This is a genomic window from Pseudomonas sp. 8_5_2 (assembly GCF_059295255.1).
The window spans coordinates 5,514,078-5,531,461 of the sequence record NZ_CM181238.1 but is presented as its reverse complement, the minus strand read 5'-3'; the positions used below and the strand labels follow the sequence as shown (position 1 = coordinate 5,531,461).

General features: G+C 64.0%; 14 protein-coding genes. 13 read left to right on the top strand and 1 reads right to left on the bottom strand.

Annotation, left to right across the window (positions count from 1 at the left end; translation table 11 throughout):
• The first annotated feature begins 216 nt into the window (after positions 1 to 216).
• A complete protein-coding gene (gene bamE / locus AC5O5R_RS25305) occupies positions 217 to 471 on the top strand; it encodes an outer membrane protein assembly factor BamE domain-containing protein (protein ID WP_043200628.1) in 255 nt (84 codons plus the stop codon).
• Positions 468 to 1,040 (top strand): lipocalin family protein, encoded by a 573-nt coding sequence (locus tag AC5O5R_RS25300; RefSeq protein WP_172231293.1) that lies wholly within the window; start codon positions 468 to 470, stop codon positions 1,038 to 1,040. The genes bamE and AC5O5R_RS25300 overlap by 4 nt, the downstream gene beginning before the upstream one ends.
• A gap of 32 nt (positions 1,041 to 1,072) precedes the next feature.
• Here AC5O5R_RS25300 and AC5O5R_RS25295 read toward each other — a convergent pair whose 3' ends face one another.
• Complete coding sequence (locus AC5O5R_RS25295; RefSeq protein ID WP_172231296.1) at positions 1,073 to 2,437, bottom strand: formimidoylglutamate deiminase; 1,365 nt, start codon at positions 2,435 to 2,437, stop codon at positions 1,073 to 1,075.
• A gap of 144 nt (positions 2,438 to 2,581) precedes the next feature.
• On the opposite strand from AC5O5R_RS25295, the gene hutC reads away from it, so the two are divergent.
• From hutC to mdoH, 11 genes are all read left to right on the top strand, one after another.
• Complete coding sequence (hutC, locus tag AC5O5R_RS25290) at positions 2,582 to 3,292, top strand: histidine utilization transcriptional repressor HutC (RefSeq protein ID WP_172231302.1); 711 nt, start codon at positions 2,582 to 2,584, stop codon at positions 3,290 to 3,292.
• Complete coding sequence (locus tag AC5O5R_RS25285; RefSeq protein ID WP_172231299.1) at positions 3,289 to 3,861, top strand: HutD/Ves family protein; 573 nt, start codon at positions 3,289 to 3,291, stop codon at positions 3,859 to 3,861. The genes hutC and AC5O5R_RS25285 overlap by 4 nt, the downstream gene beginning before the upstream one ends.
• 267 nt (positions 3,862 to 4,128) lie before the next feature.
• The gene (hutU, locus tag AC5O5R_RS25280; RefSeq protein WP_172285445.1) at positions 4,129 to 5,802 is read left to right on the top strand and encodes a urocanate hydratase; all 1,674 of its coding nucleotides are present in this window, start codon (positions 4,129 to 4,131) and stop codon (positions 5,800 to 5,802) included.
• A 107-nt stretch (positions 5,803 to 5,909) separates the two neighbouring features.
• Positions 5,910 to 7,442, top strand: coding sequence for a histidine ammonia-lyase (gene hutH / locus AC5O5R_RS25275; RefSeq protein WP_172232388.1), 1,533 nt, complete (start codon positions 5,910 to 5,912; stop codon positions 7,440 to 7,442).
• Between the two features lie 154 nt (positions 7,443 to 7,596).
• Complete coding sequence (locus tag AC5O5R_RS25270) at positions 7,597 to 9,000, top strand: amino acid permease (RefSeq protein ID WP_172232385.1); 1,404 nt, start codon at positions 7,597 to 7,599, stop codon at positions 8,998 to 9,000.
• Positions 9,001 to 9,015: 15 nt separating this feature from the next.
• The gene (hutI, locus tag AC5O5R_RS25265) at positions 9,016 to 10,221 is read left to right on the top strand and encodes an imidazolonepropionase (protein WP_172220214.1); all 1,206 of its coding nucleotides are present in this window, start codon (positions 9,016 to 9,018) and stop codon (positions 10,219 to 10,221) included.
• 10 nt (positions 10,222 to 10,231) lie between these two features.
• Positions 10,232 to 11,035, top strand: coding sequence for an N-formylglutamate deformylase (gene hutG / locus AC5O5R_RS25260; RefSeq protein ID WP_172220211.1), 804 nt, complete (start codon positions 10,232 to 10,234; stop codon positions 11,033 to 11,035).
• 175 nt (positions 11,036 to 11,210) lie between these two features.
• On the top strand, positions 11,211 to 12,182 hold the full coding sequence (pip, locus tag AC5O5R_RS25255) for a prolyl aminopeptidase (RefSeq protein WP_016489576.1): 972 nt from the start codon (positions 11,211 to 11,213) through the stop codon (positions 12,180 to 12,182).
• Complete coding sequence (gene dtd / locus AC5O5R_RS25250) at positions 12,179 to 12,616, top strand: D-aminoacyl-tRNA deacylase (protein WP_172220205.1); 438 nt, start codon at positions 12,179 to 12,181, stop codon at positions 12,614 to 12,616. Before pip ends, dtd begins: the two co-directional genes overlap by 4 nt.
• A 262-nt stretch (positions 12,617 to 12,878) precedes the next feature.
• On the top strand, positions 12,879 to 14,618 hold the full coding sequence (locus AC5O5R_RS25245) for a glucan biosynthesis protein G (RefSeq protein WP_372242409.1): 1,740 nt from the start codon (positions 12,879 to 12,881) through the stop codon (positions 14,616 to 14,618).
• Positions 14,611 to 17,184, top strand: coding sequence for a glucans biosynthesis glucosyltransferase MdoH (gene mdoH / locus AC5O5R_RS25240; RefSeq protein ID WP_172220202.1), 2,574 nt, complete (start codon positions 14,611 to 14,613; stop codon positions 17,182 to 17,184). Before AC5O5R_RS25245 ends, mdoH begins: the two co-directional genes overlap by 8 nt.
• The last annotated feature ends 200 nt before the right edge of the window (positions 17,185 to 17,384 follow it).

Genomic DNA, 17,384 nt, shown 5'->3' with positions numbered 1-17,384 from the left:
GCCATCCATTTCATCCGTTAATCAGTATTGCAAAAAAATGGGGTGACCATAGATTTTTATTGGCATGGCTAATCCTTTGTGATTAGTCATGCCGTAGTGGCCATCCGACAAATGGTGCAGAGGCAAAGAGGGTAGGTCAGGGAACCCGGGAGGGATTTTCCCGTCGAAGGTCACTGCAGGCCACTCGCCTGTTACCCTTCTTCAGGAGTGTCCTTCATGTCGTTGCGTTCCCTCGCCCTGTTGTCGCTGTGCGTCGTCCTGACTGCCTGCAGCAAGATCAACCAGGAAAACTATTCCAGGATCAAGGCCGGTATGAACAAGGCCGAGGTCGAGCAGCTGCTCGGCACGCCGACCGAGTGTTCGGGCGCGTTGGGTATGAGCAGCTGCACCTGGGGGGACGAGAAGAGCTTCATCAGCGTGCAGTACGCGGCTGACAAGGTGCTGATGTATTCAGGGCAGGGCCTCAAATGAGGCCTTTGTACCTGCTGATGGGGGTATGCCTGGCGTTGCTGCTGGGCGGTTGTGCAGGCTCGGTGCACGACCCGCTGGCGCCGAAAACCGCCGGCAATGTCGACCTCAAGCGCTACCAGGGCAAATGGTACGAGCTGGCGCGCCTGCCCATGCGCTACCAGGCCGACTGCGAGCAGTCCGAGGCGCACTACAACCTCAAGCCCGACGGTTCCTATGGTGTGCTGAACCGCTGCCGCACCATGGGTGATGAGTGGCTGCGCGCCGAAGGCCATGCCAGCATTCAGGAGCCGGGGCATACCGACAAGCTGTGGGTAGAGTTCGACAACTGGTTCACCAAGCTGGTGCCAGGGGTGGCCAGGGGCGAGTACTGGATCCTGTATGTAGACGACCGCTACCGTACCGCCATCGTTGGCAGCCCGGACCGCAAGTACCTGTGGATCTTGTCGCGGACGCCGTCGCTGGCGGCTTGGGAGCGCGAGAGCCTGTTGTCCAAGGCGCGGCAGCAAGGCTATGACACCAGTCGACTGATCTGGCGCGCGTCCGATCAGCAAATCGTAAAAATGCACTGATTTTCTGGGGCTGCAAAGCAGCCCCAGAAAACCTAACCCAAAAGCTGCCGCAACACCTCGGCAAACGCCCGCGCGCTGTGCTCTTCCTGCGCATGCCGCCCCTGGCGCACCACCCACTTCCCGTTCACCATCACATCGCGCACCTGGCGATCGCCACCGGCAAACAGCCAGCGGTTGAGAATGGCATCGCCATCTGCCAGGGCGATGTAAGGGTCCTGCCCATCAAGCACCAGCCAGTCGGCACGCTTGCCCACTGCCAGCTCGCCAATCGCCTGCCCCAGTGCCTGCGCACCGCCTGCCAGTGCGGCGTCATACAGCGTGCGCCCGACCATCGGCTGGTCGCCGCGATACAGCCGGTTGCGCCGCTGGTCGCGCAGCCGCTGGCCATATTCCAGCCAGCGCAGCTCCTCGACCACGCTCAGCGACACATGGCTGTCCGAGCCAATACCCATACGCCCACCCTGGGCCAGGAAGTCCACTGCCGGGAATATCCCGTCACCCAGGTTGGCTTCGGTGGTCAGGCACAGGCCGGCCACTGCACCGCTGCGGGCCATCGCGGTGACCTCATCCGGCTGGGCATGGGTGGCATGCACCAGGCACCAGCGGGGGTCTACGTCCACATGCTCGTACAGCCACTGCAACGGGCGCAGTCCGCTCCAGGCCAGGCAGTCGTCGACTTCTTTCTGCTGCTCGGCGATATGGATATGCACCGGGCATTGCTTGTCGCTGGCGGCCAGCACCTCGGCGATCTGCGCAGGGGTCACCGCCCGTAGCGAATGGAAGCACAGGCCCAGCTGTTGCGCCGGCTGCGCGGCCAGCAGCGGGCCGAGTTGTGCCTGCAGTTGCAAGTACTGGTCGGTCGCGTTGATGAAGCGCCGCTGCCCGTCGTTCGGTGCCTGCCCGCCAAAACCGGCATGGCTGTACAACACCGGCAGCAGGGTCAGGCCGATGCCGCTGTCGGCTGCAGCCGCGCTGATCCTGAGCGAGAGTTCGGCAGGGTCGGCGTAAGGCTTGCCGGCCTGGTCATGGTGAACGTAGTGGAATTCGGCCACCGAGGTGTAACCGGCCTTGAGCATCTCGATATACAACTGGCGAGCGATGACCTGCAGTTGCTGCGGGCTTATCTGCCCGACCAGGCGGTACATCAGGTCGCGCCAGGTCCAGAAACTGTCGTTGGGGTTGCCGGCAACTTCCGCCAGGCCCGCCATGGCGCGCTGGAACGCATGCGAATGCAGATTGGGCATGCCCGGCAGCAACGGGCCGCCCAGGCGTTCGGCGCCTTCAGCCGAAGCCCCTGGCTGGATGCTGGCTACATTGCCATCGCTGGCGACCTCGATGCGGACATGGCTGGCCCAGCCCGTAGGCAGCAGGGCGCGTTCGGCGAAGTAGGCGGACATCGGTGAAATCCTGTTATTGTTAACTTGTATATACATATACAGGCGTTTGCCTGCCGGGTAAACTGCGGCAAGCTACCGCTCATTCCATTTGCACAAGGATCCAACGCCGTGCCGACACCTCCTGTCTCCGCGCTGGTTGCCCAGATGGGCGAGGGCCCGGCGCCGCTCTACGCCCGGGTCAAACAGATGATCATCCAGCAGATCGACAACGGCAGCTGGCCACCGCATCACCGGGTACCTTCGGAGAGCGAACTGGTCAACCAGCTGGGCTTCAGCCGCATGACCATCAACCGTGCCCTGCGCGAACTCACCGCCGACGGCCTGCTGGTGCGCATGCAGGGGGTGGGCACCTTCGTGGCCGAGCCCAAGGGCCGTTCGGCGCTGTTCGAGGTCAACAACATCGCCGACGAAATTGCCGCGCGAGGCCATCAGCATAGCTGCCAGGTGATCACCCTTGCCGAGGAAGCGGCCGGCTCCGAGCGGGCCCTGGCGCTGGACATGCGCGAAGGCCAGCGGGTATTCCACTCGTTGATCGTGCATTTCGAGAACGGTGTGCCGGTGCAGATCGAAGACCGCTACGTCAACGCGGCCATCGCCCCCGAGTACCTCAAGCAGGACTTCACCCGGCAGACCCCTTACGCCTATCTGTCCCAGGTAGCGCCGCTGACCGAGGGCGAGCACGTGGTGGAGGCGATCCTGGCCGAGCCGGAAGAGTGCCGCCTGCTGCAGATCGAGCGGGGCGAGCCTTGCCTGTTGATTCGCCGGCGTACCTGGTCCGGCCGCCAGCCGGTGACGGCTGCCCGGCTGATCCACCCCGGTTCCCGTCATCGCCTCGAAGGACGTTTCAGCAAATGAGCCAGTTGCAGTTGTTGCGTGCGCAGGATTACCCGCGCATGCCGTGGAAGAACGGTGGTGGTTTCACCGAGGAAATCACCCGCGACAGTGGCGAAGGCCTGGACGGCTTTGGCTGGCGCCTGTCGATTGCCGATATCGAGGAATCGGGCGGCTTCTCCACGTTTGCCGGTTATCAGCGGATCATCACCGTGTTGCAAGGGGATGGCATGCGCCTGCAGGTCGACGGCGAGGCCAGCCGGCCATTGCTGCCGTTCGATGCTTTGGCCTTCGGTGGTGAAAGCCAGGTGAGTTGCAAGCTGCTGGGTGGGGCGATTCGCGATTTCAACCTGATCTATGCGCCGCAGCGTTACACGGCGCGGTTGCAGTGGCTGGATGGTACCAGCCGGGTGTATAGCTCGGCTTCGACGGTGCTGTTGTTTGCAGCCAGTGGCCTGGTCGAGGTGGCTATGGCGGGGGGAGATGTGCAGCAGTTGGGTTTGTATGACTGCCTGCGGCTGGAGAGCAACGACGGGTTGTTGGGGCTGAATGTGCAGGGACGGTGCTGCCTGATCGAACTGATGCCGCGCTGACATCTGGTTAGCCAGTAAGGGGCTGCTGCGCAGCCCAATCGCCGGCAAGCCAGCTCCCACAGGTACGCCGCTGCTTTCAAGGCTAATGCGTACGGGTGGGAGCTGGCGTGCCGCGATTGGGTTCGCGCAGCGGCCCCTTGTTTTGCGAACCATTCAGCGGGCCGGTCCGATTATTTTGGTTGTCCATGCTTGTACATACAAGTAAAGGTGTGTTTGTATATCAACCACGACACACCTGCCCGCGAACGACCGCAGAGGACCTTTCCCGTGACCGACAACAACAAATACCGTGACGTTGAAATCCGTGCCCCACGTGGCAACAAGCTGACCGCCAAAAGCTGGCTGACTGAAGCGCCACTGCGCATGCTGATGAACAACCTCGACCCGCAGGTCGCGGAAAACCCCAAGGAACTGGTGGTATACGGCGGTATCGGCCGCGCCGCGCGCAACTGGGCGTGCTACGACAAGATCGTCGAAACCCTGACCCGCCTGGAAGACGACGAAACCCTGCTGGTGCAATCCGGCAAGCCGGTCGGCGTGTTCAAGACCCACAGCAACGCCCCGCGCGTACTGATCGCCAACTCCAACCTGGTGCCGCACTGGGCCAACTGGGAACACTTCAACGAACTGGACGCCAAGGGCCTGGCCATGTACGGCCAGATGACCGCCGGCAGCTGGATCTACATCGGCAGCCAGGGCATCGTCCAGGGTACCTATGAAACCTTCGTCGAAGCCGGCCGCCAGCACTACGGTGGCAGCCTGAAAGGCAAGTGGGTGCTCACCGCCGGCCTTGGCGGCATGGGTGGCGCCCAGCCACTGGCCGCCACCCTGGCTGGCGCCTGCTCGCTGAACATCGAGTGCCAGCAGAGCCGCATCGACTTCCGCCTGGAAACCCGCTATGTCGACGAGCAGGCTACCGACCTTGACGACGCCCTGGCGCGCATCGGCAAATACACCGCCGAAGGCAAGGCCATCTCCATCGCCCTGCACGGTAACGCCGCCGAAATCCTGCCAGAGCTGGTCAAGCGTGGCGTGCGCCCGGACATGGTCACCGACCAGACCAGCGCCCACGATCCGCTGAACGGCTACCTGCCCGCCGGCTGGACCTGGGAACAGTACCGCGACCGCGCACAGACCGAGCCTGCAGCAGTGGTGAAGGCCGCCAAGCAGTCGATGGCGGTGCACGTACAGGCCATGCTGGACTTCCAGAAGCAAGGCATCCCGACCTTCGACTACGGCAACAACATCCGCCAGATGGCCAAGGAAGAAGGCGTGGCCAATGCCTTCGACTTCCCGGGTTTCGTGCCCGCCTATATCCGCCCGCTGTTCTGCCGTGGCATCGGCCCGTTCCGCTGGGCGGCGCTGTCGGGTGAAGCCGAGGACATCTACAAGACCGACGCCAAGGTCAAGGAGCTGATCCCCGACGACGCCCACCTGCACCGCTGGCTGGACATGGCCCGCGAGCGCATCAGCTTCCAGGGCCTGCCGGCGCGTATCTGCTGGGTTGGCCTGGGCCTGCGCGCCAAGCTGGGCCTGGCGTTCAACGAAATGGTGCGCAGCGGCGAACTGTCGGCGCCGGTAGTGATCGGTCGCGACCACCTGGACTCTGGTTCGGTGTCCAGCCCCAACCGCGAAACCGAAGCCATGCGCGACGGCTCCGATGCGGTTTCCGACTGGCCGCTGCTCAACGCCCTGCTCAACACTGCTGGCGGCGCCACCTGGGTTTCGTTGCACCACGGCGGTGGCGTGGGCATGGGCTTCTCCCAGCACTCGGGCATGGTCATCGTCTGCGACGGTACCGATGAGGCCGCCGAGCGTATCGCCCGCGTGCTGACCAACGACCCGGGCACTGGCGTAATGCGCCACGCCGATGCCGGTTACGACATCGCCATCGACTGCGCCAAGGAGCAGGGCCTGGACCTGCCGATGATCACCGGCTGATAGCCGCGCTTTGGATCGCACCCCGCAAGGGGTGATACTGAACAACAAGAAGGAGCGCGCAGGCACCCACAGATGGGCCTGCGGTTCCACGCGATTGGAGTAGCGAAGTGACCGAATTGAACCTCAAGCCCGGCACCATGACCTTGGCCCAGCTGCGCGCAATCCATGCCGCGCCCGTGCGCCTGCAACTGGATGCCAGCGCCGACCAGCCGATCAACGACAGCGTCGCCTGCGTTGAACAGATTCTCGCCGAAGACCGCACGGCCTACGGCATCAACACCGGTTTCGGCCTGCTGGCCTCGACCCGCATCGCCAGTCACGACCTGGAAAACCTGCAGCGCTCGCTGGTGCTGTCGCACGCTGCCGGCATCGGAGCACCGCTGGACGACAGCCTGGTGCGGCTGATCATGGTGCTCAAGGTCAACAGCCTAAGCCGTGGCTTCTCCGGCATTCGTCGCAAGGTAATCGATGCGCTGATCGCCCTGATCAATGCCGAGGTCTACCCACACATCCCGCTCAAGGGGTCGGTGGGGGCATCCGGTGACCTGGCACCGCTGGCGCATATGTCGCTGGTGCTGCTGGGTGAAGGCAAGGCGCGTTACAAGGGCCAGTGGCTGCCGGCCACTGAAGCGCTGGCAGTCGCCGGCCTGGAGCCGCTGACCCTGGCCGCCAAAGAAGGCCTCGCCCTGCTCAACGGTACCCAGGCTTCTACCGCGTATGCCTTGCGTGGCCTGTTCCATGCCGAAGACCTTTACGCCGCTGCCATCGCCTGTGGCGGCCTGACCGTGGAAGCGGCGCTGGGTTCGCGTTCGCCGTTCGATGCACGGGTGCATGCGGTGCGTGGCCAGCGCGGCCAGATCGACACGGCTGCCTGCTTCCGCGACCTGCTGGGCGATTCCAGCGAAGTGTCGCTGTCGCACAAGAACTGCGACAAGGTCCAGGACCCGTACTCGCTGCGCTGCCAGCCACAGGTCATGGGCGCCTGCCTGACCCAGTTGCGCCAGGCTGCCGAGGTGCTGGGTATCGAAGCCAACGCCGTGTCGGACAACCCGCTGGTATTCGCGGCCGAAGGAGACGTGATTTCCGGCGGTAACTTCCACGCCGAGCCCGTGGCCATGGCCGCCGACAACCTCGCCCTGGCCATTGCCGAAATCGGCTCGCTCAGCGAGCGCCGCATCTCGTTGATGATGGACAAGCACATGTCCCAGCTGCCGCCGTTCCTGGTGGAAAACGGTGGGGTCAACTCCGGCTTCATGATCGCCCAGGTCACCGCAGCCGCCCTGGCCAGCGAAAACAAGGCCCTGTCGCACCCGCACAGCGTCGACAGCCTGCCGACCTCGGCCAACCAGGAAGACCACGTCTCGATGGCCCCGGCTGCCGGCAAGCGCTTGTGGGAAATGGCCGAGAACACCCGCGGCGTGCTGGCCATCGAATGGCTGGGCGCCTGCCAGGGCCTTGACCTGCGCAAAGGCCTGAAGACCTCGGCCAAGCTGGAGCAGGCGCGCCAGGCGCTGCGCAGCGAAGTGCCGCACTACGACCGTGACCGCTTCTTCGCACCAGACATCGAAAAGGCTGTGGAACTGTTGGCCAAGGGTAGCCTGACCGGCTTGCTGCCGGCGGGTGTACTGCCAAGCCTGTAATGCTCCCGGGGCCGCTGTGCGGCCCATCGCCGGCAAGCCAGCTCCCACATTGACGGCGCAAACCCTGTCTCTGTGGGAGCTGGCTTGCCGGCGATTGGGCTGCAAGGCAGCCCCTATCGATCTCACGACCACAAAAACAATTTAAGGACGTGACATGCAACAAGCTGAAGGTCTCAAGCGCGGGCTAAGTGCCCGGCACATCCGTTTCATGGCGCTCGGTTCCGCTATCGGTACCGGGCTTTTCTACGGTTCCGCCTCGGCCATCCAGATGGCCGGCCCGGCTGTTCTGCTGGCCTACCTGATCGGCGGCGCCGCCGTGTTCATGGTCATGCGCGCGCTCGGTGAAATGGCCGTGCACAACCCGGTTGCCGGGTCCTTCGGCCACTACGCCAGCACCTACCTGGGGCCCATGGCCGGCTTCATCCTCGGCTGGACCTACGCCTTCGAGATGGTCATCGTCGCCATTGCCGACGTCACCGCCTTCGGTATCTACATGGGCTTCTGGTTCCCGGAAGTGGCCCGCTGGATCTGGGTGCTGGGCATCGTGTTCCTGATCGGCGGCCTCAACCTGTGCAACGTCAAGGTGTTCGGCGAGATGGAGTTCTGGCTGTCGCTGCTCAAGGTCGGCGCCATCGTGGCGATGATCCTGGCCGGCCTCGGCATCATGGCCTTCGGCTTCCGCCAGGTAGGTACCGGGCAGGCGGTGGGCGCCAGCAATCTGTTCGAGCATGGCGGCTTCATGCCCAATGGCGTAGGCGGCCTGATCGCGTCCTTTGCCGTGGTGATGTTCGCCTTCGGCGGTATCGAGATCATCGGCGTCACCGCCGGTGAAGCCAAGGACCCGCAGCGGGTCATCCCCAAGGCGATCAACGCCGTGCCCCTGCGCATCCTGCTGTTCTATGTGCTTACCCTGTTTGTACTGATGTGCCTGTACCCATGGCCGCAGATCGGTAGCGAGGGCAGCCCGTTCGTGCAGATATTCAGCAACCTGGGCATTGGCTCTGCCGCCGCAGTGCTGAACGTGGTGGTGATTTCCGCCGCGATCTCCGCCATCAACAGCGACATCTTCGGCGCCGGCCGCATGATGTACGGCCTGGCCCAGCAAGGTCACGCCCCGCGCAGCTTCAGCAAGCTGTCGAAGCATGGCGTGCCGTGGATGACCGTGGTGGTGATGGGCGCCGCACTGCTGGTCGGTGTGCTGCTGAACTACCTGATCCCGGAAAACGTGTTCCTGCTGATTGCCTCCATCGCCACCTTCGCCACCGTTTGGGTGTGGCTGATGATCCTGGTCACCCAGGTGGCCATGCGCCGCAGCATGAGCCGTGAAGAGGTTGCCCAGCTCAAGTTCCCGGTTCCGTTCTGGCCATACGGCCCGGCCATGGCCATTGCGTTCATGGTGTTCATCTTTGGCGTGCTCGGCTACTTCCCGGACAGCCAGCCGGCCTTGCTGGTCGGGGTGGTCTGGGTGGTGTTCCTGGTGGCCTCCTACCTGCTGTGGTGCAAGCCGCGGGCAGGGCAGGGCCAGCCGGTATCGGAGCCGGTCGAGTTGCACCGCTAGCAAAGGAGATTGTGCATGAGAACCCTCTGGCAGCATTGCCATGTGGCAACCATGGCCGAGGGCCGCTACTCGAGCATCGAGGACGCGGCCATCGTGACCAATGCCGGGCTGATCGAGTGGATCGGCCCACGGGCCGAGCTGGCGCCGGTCGATGCCGAGCGCACCGTTGACCTGGGCGGCGCCTGGGTCACCCCGGGGCTGATCGACTGCCACACCCATGCGGTGTTTGGTGGTAACCGCAGCGGCGAGTTCGAGCAGCGCCTGCAAGGCGTGAGCTACGCCGAAATTGCCGCCCAGGGTGGTGGCATCGCCAGCACCGTGCGGGCCACCCGTGCGGCCAGCGAGGACGAGCTGTTTGCCAGTGCCCGGCAGCGGGTTCAGGCATTGATGCGCGATGGCGTGACCACCATCGAGATCAAGTCCGGCTACGGCCTGGACCTGGCCAACGAGCGCAAGATGCTGCGCGTGGCCCGGCGCCTGGCCGACGAGCTGCCGCTGGCGGTGCGTGCCACCTGCCTGGCCGCGCATGCCTTGCCACCGGAGTACGCTGGCCGCGCCGACGACTACATCGCGCACATCTGCGACGAAATGCTGCCGGCCCTGGCCGCAGAAGGCCTGGTGGATGCGGTGGATGCGTTCTGCGAACACCTGGCGTTCTCCCCGGCCCAGGTCGAGCGACTGTTCATCAAGGCGCGCGAGCTGGGCCTGCCGGTCAAGCTGCACGCCGAACAGCTGTCGTCGTTGCACGGGTCAAGCCTGGCGGCGCGCTACCAGGCGCTGTCGGCTGACCACCTGGAATTCATGACCGAAGAAGACGCCATCGCCATGGCTGCAGCCGGCACTGTCGCCGTGCTGCTGCCGGGGGCCTTCTACTTCTTGCGCGAAACTCAGCTGCCGCCGATGGACGCCCTGCGCCGCCACGGGGTGAAGATTGCCCTGGCCAGCGACCTCAACCCCGGCACCTCGCCAGGGTTGTCGCTGCGGCTGATGTTGAACATGGGCTGCACGTGTTTTCGCATGACGCCAGAAGAAGCACTGGCCGGTGTCACGGTACACGCCGCCACGGCGCTAGGCCTGGGCGAGAGCCACGGCTCGCTGGAAGCGGGCAAGGTGGCCGACTTCGTCGCCTGGCAAATCGAACGCCCTGCCGACCTGGCCTACTGGCTGGGCGGCGACCTGCCCAAGCGCGTGGTGCGCAAGGGCCACGAAATCTCCAACTGAGCGAGGCGAGATGGACAAGGTACTGAGTTTTCACCAAGGCAGCCTGCCGCTGTTGATCAGCATGCCCCATGCCGGGCTGAACCTGACCGACGCCGTTCGCGACGGGCTGGTCGAGCAGGCGCGCAGCTTGCCGGATACCGACTGGCACATCCCGCAGCTGTATGACTTTGCTCAAGAGATGGGGGCCAGCGTGGTGGCGGCGGAGTATTCGCGCTTCGTCATCGACCTCAACCGCCCGGATGACGACACGCCGCTGTACGCCGGCGCTACCACCGGCCTGTACCCGGCCACACTGTTCGAGGGCGAGCCGCTGTTCAAGGCAGGCCTGGAGCCGACGACCGAGCAGCGCAAGCAATACCTTGAGCAGATCTGGCGCCCGTACCACGACACGCTTCGCAATGAGCTGATTCGACTGCGTGAGCAGTTTGGCTATGCGCTGCTGTGGGACGCCCACTCGATCCGTTCGCACATCCCGCATCTGTTCGATGGCACGCTGCCGGACTTCAACCTGGGCACGTTCAACGGCGCCAGCTGCGATCCGGCGCTTGCCGAGCGACTGGAGGACGTGTGTGCCCAGGCGCAGAACTACAGCCATGTGCTCAATGGCCGTTTCAAGGGCGGGCACATCACCCGCCACTACGGCGACCCCGCTCAGCATATTCATGCGGTGCAACTGGAGCTGGCGCAGAGTACCTACATGAATGAGGTCGAGCCCTTCGCCTACCGCGACGACCTGGCCCAACCTACCCGCCAGGTGTTGCGCCACTTGCTTGAGGAAACCTTGGCCTGGGGGAAGCAGCGCTACGGCGTCTGACCCTTGGCATTCGCCTCGGCATAGGCCTTCAGCCCGGCTTCGGCGAAGGCCCGGTCGAGCGCCGGGGTAGCGCTGTTGACTGCTCGGCACATGAACTCACCACGGGGGGCATGCTCTTGCTGCAATTCAGGTTTATGATGGCCCACGGCTGAATAAACCTCACACGGAGTGCGCAATGCAGACCCTGTACCCGCAGATCAAACCCTACGCCCGGCACGATCTGGCCGTGGAAGCGCCGCATGTGCTGTATGTCGACGAAAGCGGCTCGCCAGAAGGTCTGCCGGTGGTGTTCATCCACGGTGGCCCGGGGGCCGGTTGCGACGCCCAGAGCCGGTGCTATTTCGATCCCAACCTGTACCGCATCATCACCTTCGACCAGCGCGGCTGTGGCCGCTCCACGCCGCATGCGAGCCTGGAGAACAACACCACCTGGCACCTGGTCGAAGACCTCGAGCGTATCCGTGAGCACTTGGGCATCGACAAATGGGTACTGTTCGGCGGCTCGTGGGGCTCGACCCTGGCCCTGGCGTATGCCCAGACCCACCCCGAGCGCGTGCACGGCCTGATCCTGCGCGGCATCTTCCTGTGCCGCCCGCAGGAAATCGAGTGGTTCTATCAGGAGGGCGCCAGTCGCCTGTTCCCCGATTACTGGCAAGACTACATTGCGCCGATCCCGCCGGAAGAGCGCGGCGACCTGGTCAAGGCATTCCACAAGCGCCTCACCGGCAACGACCAGATCGCCCAGATGCATGCCGCCAAGGCCTGGTCCACCTGGGAGGGCCGCACTGCCACCCTGCGCCCCAACCCGCTGGTGGTCGACCGCTTCTCCGAGCCGCAGCGCGCGCTGTCGATTGCCCGCATCGAATGCCACTATTTCATGAACAACGCGTTCCTCGAGCCGGACCAGCTGATCCGCGACCTGCCGAAAATCGCCCATTTGCCTGCAGTGATCGTGCATGGCCGTTACGACGTGATCTGCCCGCTGGACAATGCCTGGGCGCTGCACCAGGCGTGGCCCAACAGTGAGTTGAAGGTCATTCGTGACGCCGGCCACGCCGCCTCCGAGCCTGGCATCACCGATGCCCTGGTGCGTGCGGCCGACCAGATGGCCCGGCGCCTGCTCGACCTGCCCCTGGAAGAAGCATGAGGGCGCTGCTGCAGCGTGTGCGCGGTGCGCGTGTCGAAGTTGCGGGGGAGGTGGTCGGCGCCATCGACCAGGGTTTGCTGGTGCTGGTCGCGGTCGAGCCTGAAGATTCCCCTGAGCTGGCCGACAAGCTACTGCACAAGCTGTTGAACTACCGTGTGTTCAGCGACGAGCAGGGCAAGATGAACCTGTCGCTCAAGGATGTCGGGGGTGGGTTGCTGCTGGTGTCGCAATTCACCTTGGCAGCGGATACCCGCAACGGCATGCGCCCGAGCTTCTCGACGGCAGCGCCGCCGGCCCTGGGCGCCGAATTGTTCGACTATCTTTTGCAGCAGGCCAAAGGCAAGCACGCCGATGTGGCGAGCGGGCGATTCGGCGCGGACATGCAGGTGCACCTGGTCAATGATGGCCCAGTGACATTCTTGTTACAAATATGAGGTCAAAAACCCTTTGTTTATGGGCAAACAAGGGGTTTTGTACGATAAATAGTTGTTCCAGCCTGATGCGTTGTCACGCGACCTGCTGGATAATCGCGCGCTGCATGGGCCTGCGTTCGCAGGTTCGTTTCACTCTGACTCGAGCATTGTCTGGATCCGTTTGGGGAATCATTACGCCCTCACGGGGTCCGAACAGTGCTCGCCAACCCGGCATTTGTCGCTGGCCGTTGGTTTCATGATCTGTTTTCGGCGAGGGTTGCTCGTGATTGTTAGTCCCCAAAAAGCATCAAGAATCCCCGGCATCCGCCTGCGCAAGGCCCTGATGGCCAGCGTGGCTCTGGTCGGCCTGATGAGCGCGGGCCAGCTGTGGGCATTCAATCTTGACGATGTTGCAGCCAAGGCAAAGGATCTGGCCGGCCAGAAGTACGACGCACCAAAAAGCAACCTGCCGGCAGTATTCCGCGACATGAAGTTCGCGGATTACCAGAAAATTCATTTCCTGCAGGAAAAGGCCGAGTGGGCCAAGGACAAGACCCCATTCAAGCTGTCGTTCTATCACCAGGGCATGCACTTCGACACCCCGGTGAAAATCAACGAGGTCACGGCCACCACGGTCGAGGAAATCAAGTACGACCCGAGCCGTTTCGAGTTCGGTGACGTGCCGCACGACCCGGAAACCACCAAGAACCTGGGTTACGCCGGTTTCCGCGTGCTTTACCCGATCAACAAGGCCGACAAGCAGGACGAGATCATGACCCTGCTTGGCGCCAGCTATTTCCGCGTGGTCGGCAAGGGCCATGTCTACGGTTTGTCGGCGCGTGGCCTGGCCATCGACACCGCACTGCCGTCGGGCGAAGAATTCCCGCGCTTTACCGAGTTCTGGGTCGAGAAGCCCAAACCGGCCGACAAGCACCTGGTGATCTACGCCCTGCTGGACTCGCCGCGTTCTACCGGCGCCTACAAGCTGACCCTGCGCCCGGGCAACGACACTGTGGTCGACGTGCAGTCCCGCGTGTTCCTGCGTGACCAGGTCAGCCGCCTGGGCATTGCGCCGTTGACCAGCATGTACCTGTTCGGCCCCAACCAGCCATCCAAGGTCCTCAACTATCGTCCGGCCCTGCACGATTCCGAAGGCCTGTCGATTCATGCCGACAACGGCGAGTGGCTGTGGCGTCCGCTGAACAACCCGAAACACCTGGCGGTGAGCAACTTCAGCGTTGAAAACCCGCGCGGTTTCGGCCTGATGCAGCGTCAGCGCGCCTTCAGCGACTATGAAGACCTCGACGACAACTACCAGAAGCGTCCAAGCGCCTGGATCGAGCCAAAGGGTGACTGGGGCAAAGGCACCGTCGATCTGGTAGAGATCCCGACTGCGGACGAAACCAACGACAATATCGTTGCCTTCTGGAGCCCGGAAAAACTGCCTGAGCCAGGCAAGCCGTTCGAGTACGCCTACCGCCTGCACTTCACCATTGATGAAGCGAAGTTCCAGGCGGCTGAACTGGGCTCGGTCAAGCAGACCCTGCGCTCCACCGGCGACGTCAAGCAGTCCAACCTGATCCGTCAGCCAGACGGCAGCGTGGCCTTCCTGGTCGATTTCGCAGGCCCGGCCCTGGCCGCCCTGCCGGAAGACACCGCAGTGCGCAGCCTGATCAGCGTGGGCGACAACGCCGAGGTGGTCGAGAACAATCTGCGCTATAACCCTGAGACCAAGGGCTGGCGCCTGACCCTGCGCTTGAAGGTCAAGGAAGCCAACAAGTCGACCGAAATGCGTGCCTCGCTGGTGCGCGACGTACCGGTCGAGCCCGCCAAGCCTTCCCAGGACACCAAGCAGGACAAGGCCGCAGCCAAGCATGCCAAGGCCGAAAAAGCGGTCAAGGCCGAGCAACCTGCCAAGGCTGACCAACCTGCCGCCGATGCGGCGCCCACCAACGGGGCCCCGGCCACCACCGAGAAGGTGCTGACCGAGACCTGGAGCTATCAGTTGCCTGCCGATGAGTAACTCAAGCGCAAGGCCGGTACCGCTTGGCGAGTACCTGGCCCACCTACCATTGAGCGACGAGCAACGGGCGGAACTTGCCAGCTGCACCTCGTTCAGTGAGCTGCACCAACGCCTGGCGGCCAACCCGGCCGCCGATTCCGCCGAGGCGGTGCAGGCCTCGGTCGGCTCACGCCTGACCGTTGGCAGTGCCGCCGAACTGGAAGACGCCGAAATGCTCGGCGTCGATGGCAGCGGCCGCCTGTGCCTGAAGATCGCCCCGCCGATCAACCGCACCAAGGTCGTGCCAGAGCCTTGGCGGACCAACGTGCTGATCCGCATGTGGCGGCGCATGACCGGTCGCCCGAATGCGCCGCAGCCGCCCAAGCGCGAGCTGCCGCCGGCACGCTGGCGTACGGTCGGTTCGATCCGCCGTTACATCCTGCTGACCCTGATGATCGGCCAGACCATCATCGCTGGCTGGTACATGAAGGGCATCCTGCCGTACCAGGGCTGGTCGTTCGTCGACCTCGACGAAATCCTCAGCCAGTCGCTGTGGGACACGGTGGTGCAGGTGTGGCCGTATGCCCTGCAGACATCCATCCTGATTCTCTTCGGCATCCTCTTCTGCTGGGTGTCGGCGGGCTTCTGGACCGCGCTGATGGGCTTCCTCGAGCTGCTCACCGGGCGCGACAAGTACAAGATTTCGGGCAGCAGTGCTGGCAATGAGCCGATTGCACCCGAGGCGCGTACCGCGCTGGTGATGCCGATCTGCAACGAAGACGTGCCGCGCGTGTTCGCCGGCCTGCGTGCAACGTTCGAATCGGTAGCCGCCAGCGGCAACCTCGACCGTTTTGACTTCTTCGTGCTCAGCGACACCAATGACACCGACATCGCCGTGGCCGAGCAACAAGCCTGGCTGGACGTGTGCCGCGAGACCAAGGGCTTCGGCCGCATCTTCTACCGTCGCCGCCGGCGCCGGGTGAAGCGCAAGAGTGGCAACCTCGACGACTTCTGCCGTCGCTGGGGTGGCGATTACAAGTACATGGTCGTGCTCGACGCCGACAGCGTCATGAGCGGCGAGTGCCTGAGCAGCCTGGTGCGCCTGATGGAGGCCAACCCGGACGCCGGCATCATCCAGACCGGCCCGAGAGCCTCGGGCATGGACACCCTGTATGCGCGCATGCAGCAGTTTGCCACCCGCGTGTACGGCCCGCTGTTCACCGCCGGCCTGCACTTCTGGCAGCTGGGCGAATCGCACTACTGGGGCCACAACGCGATCATCCGCATGAAACCCTTCATCGAGCACTGCGCGCTGGCGCCGTTGCCGGGCAAGGGCGCGTTTGCCGGGGCAATTCTTTCCCACGACTTCGTCGAAGCTGCGCTGATGCGCCGTGCCGGCTGGGGAGTGTGGATCGCCTACGACCTGCCAGGCAGTTACGAAGAGCTGCCGCCCAACCTGCTGGACGAGCTCAAGCGTGACCGCCGCTGGTGCCACGGCAACCTGATGAACTTCCGCCTGTTCCTGGTCAAGGGCATGCACCCGGTGCATCGCGCGGTGTTCCTGACCGGGGTGATGTCGTACCTGTCGGCGCCGCTGTGGTTCCTGTTCCTGGTGCTGTCGACGGCGCTGCTGGCGACCAACACCCTGATGGAACCGCAGTATTTCATCGAACCGTACCAGCTGTACCCGCTGTGGCCGCAGTGGCACCCGGAAAAGGCCGTGGCGCTGTTCTCCACCACCATCGTGCTGCTCTTCCTGCCCAAGCTGCTCAGCGTCATCCTGATCTGGGCCAAGGGCGCCACCGAGTTTGGTGGGCGGATCAAGGTCACCCTGTCGATGCTGATGGAGATGCTGTTCTCCATGCTGCTGGCACCGGTGCGCATGATCTTCCACACCCGCTTCGTGCTGGCCGCGTTCCTCGGCTGGGCTGCGACCTGGAACTCGCCCCAGCGTGACGACGACTCCACGCCGTGGAGCGAAGCCGTGCGCCGCCATGGCCCGCAGACCCTGCTGGGCATTGCCTGGGCATCGCTGGTGGCCTGGCTGAACCCGAGCTTCCTGTGGTGGCTGGCGCCGATCGTCGGTTCGCTGGTGCTGTCGATCCCGGTTTCGGTGATTTCCAGCCGCACCCGCCTGGGCCTGGCGGCCAAGGACGAGAAGCTGTTCCTCATCCCCGAGGAATACGCCACCCCGCAAGAGCTGCTGGCCACTGACCAGTACACCCACGAGAACCGCTGGCATGCCCTGCATGACGGCTTCGTGCGGGCGGTGGTCGACCCACGGCAGAACGCCCTGGCCTGCGCCATGGCCACTGCCCGGCACGGCCAGGCGGCGCCGATCGAGGCACTGCGTGCCGAGCGCGTGGCCAAGGCAATGGAGGTCGGGCCGAAAGGGCTGGACCTCAATACCCGCCTGGCCCTGCTCAGCGACCCGGTGGCACTGACCCGCTTGCATGAGCAAGTATGGGCCGAGCATAATGCGGCGTGGATCGATGTGTGGCGTGCTTCTATCAAGAACGACCCGCATTCGCCGCTGTTGCCGTTGCACCCGGAGAATGAAGGCCAGCCGGCACTCGTCGGCGCCTGACAGGGCCTATTCGCGGGTGAACCCGCTCCCGCAGGGGCTGTTCAGTACCTTGTGGGAGCGGGTTCACCCGCGAAGCTTTTAGGGCCCCCCCCTATTTTGGCCAACAAAGTCCCCCCCAACTCTAGGTCCCCGGGCCGCCATGCGTTAGCATCCCTCCCCGATATGCCACATCGGCCAGTACGGCCGTGCCAACAATAAGA

Bases quoted from the DNA above. Each gene is read 5' to 3' on its own strand.
- pip (WP_016489576.1), top strand. From the start codon at position 11,211: ATGCAGACCCTGTACCCGCAGATCAAACCCTACGCCCGGCACGATCTG.
- hutC (WP_172231302.1), top strand. From the start codon at position 2,582: ATGGGCGAGGGCCCGGCGCCGCTCTACGCCCGGGTCAAACAGATGATC.
- bamE (WP_043200628.1), top strand. From the start codon at position 217: ATGTCGTTGCGTTCCCTCGCCCTGTTGTCGCTGTGCGTCGTCCTGACT.
- hutG (WP_172220211.1), top strand. From the start codon at position 10,232: ATGGACAAGGTACTGAGTTTTCACCAAGGCAGCCTGCCGCTGTTGATC.
- mdoH (WP_172220202.1), top strand. From the start codon at position 14,611: ATGAGTAACTCAAGCGCAAGGCCGGTACCGCTTGGCGAGTACCTGGCC.
- AC5O5R_RS25270 (WP_172232385.1), top strand. From the start codon at position 7,597: ATGCAACAAGCTGAAGGTCTCAAGCGCGGGCTAAGTGCCCGGCACATC.
- dtd (WP_172220205.1), top strand. From the start codon at position 12,179: ATGAGGGCGCTGCTGCAGCGTGTGCGCGGTGCGCGTGTCGAAGTTGCG.
- hutI (WP_172220214.1), top strand. From the start codon at position 9,016: ATGAGAACCCTCTGGCAGCATTGCCATGTGGCAACCATGGCCGAGGGC.
- AC5O5R_RS25285 (WP_172231299.1), top strand. From the start codon at position 3,289: ATGAGCCAGTTGCAGTTGTTGCGTGCGCAGGATTACCCGCGCATGCCG.
- AC5O5R_RS25300 (WP_172231293.1), top strand. From the start codon at position 468: ATGAGGCCTTTGTACCTGCTGATGGGGGTATGCCTGGCGTTGCTGCTG.
- AC5O5R_RS25295 (WP_172231296.1), bottom strand. From the start codon at position 2,437: ATGTCCGCCTACTTCGCCGAACGCGCCCTGCTGCCTACGGGCTGGGCC.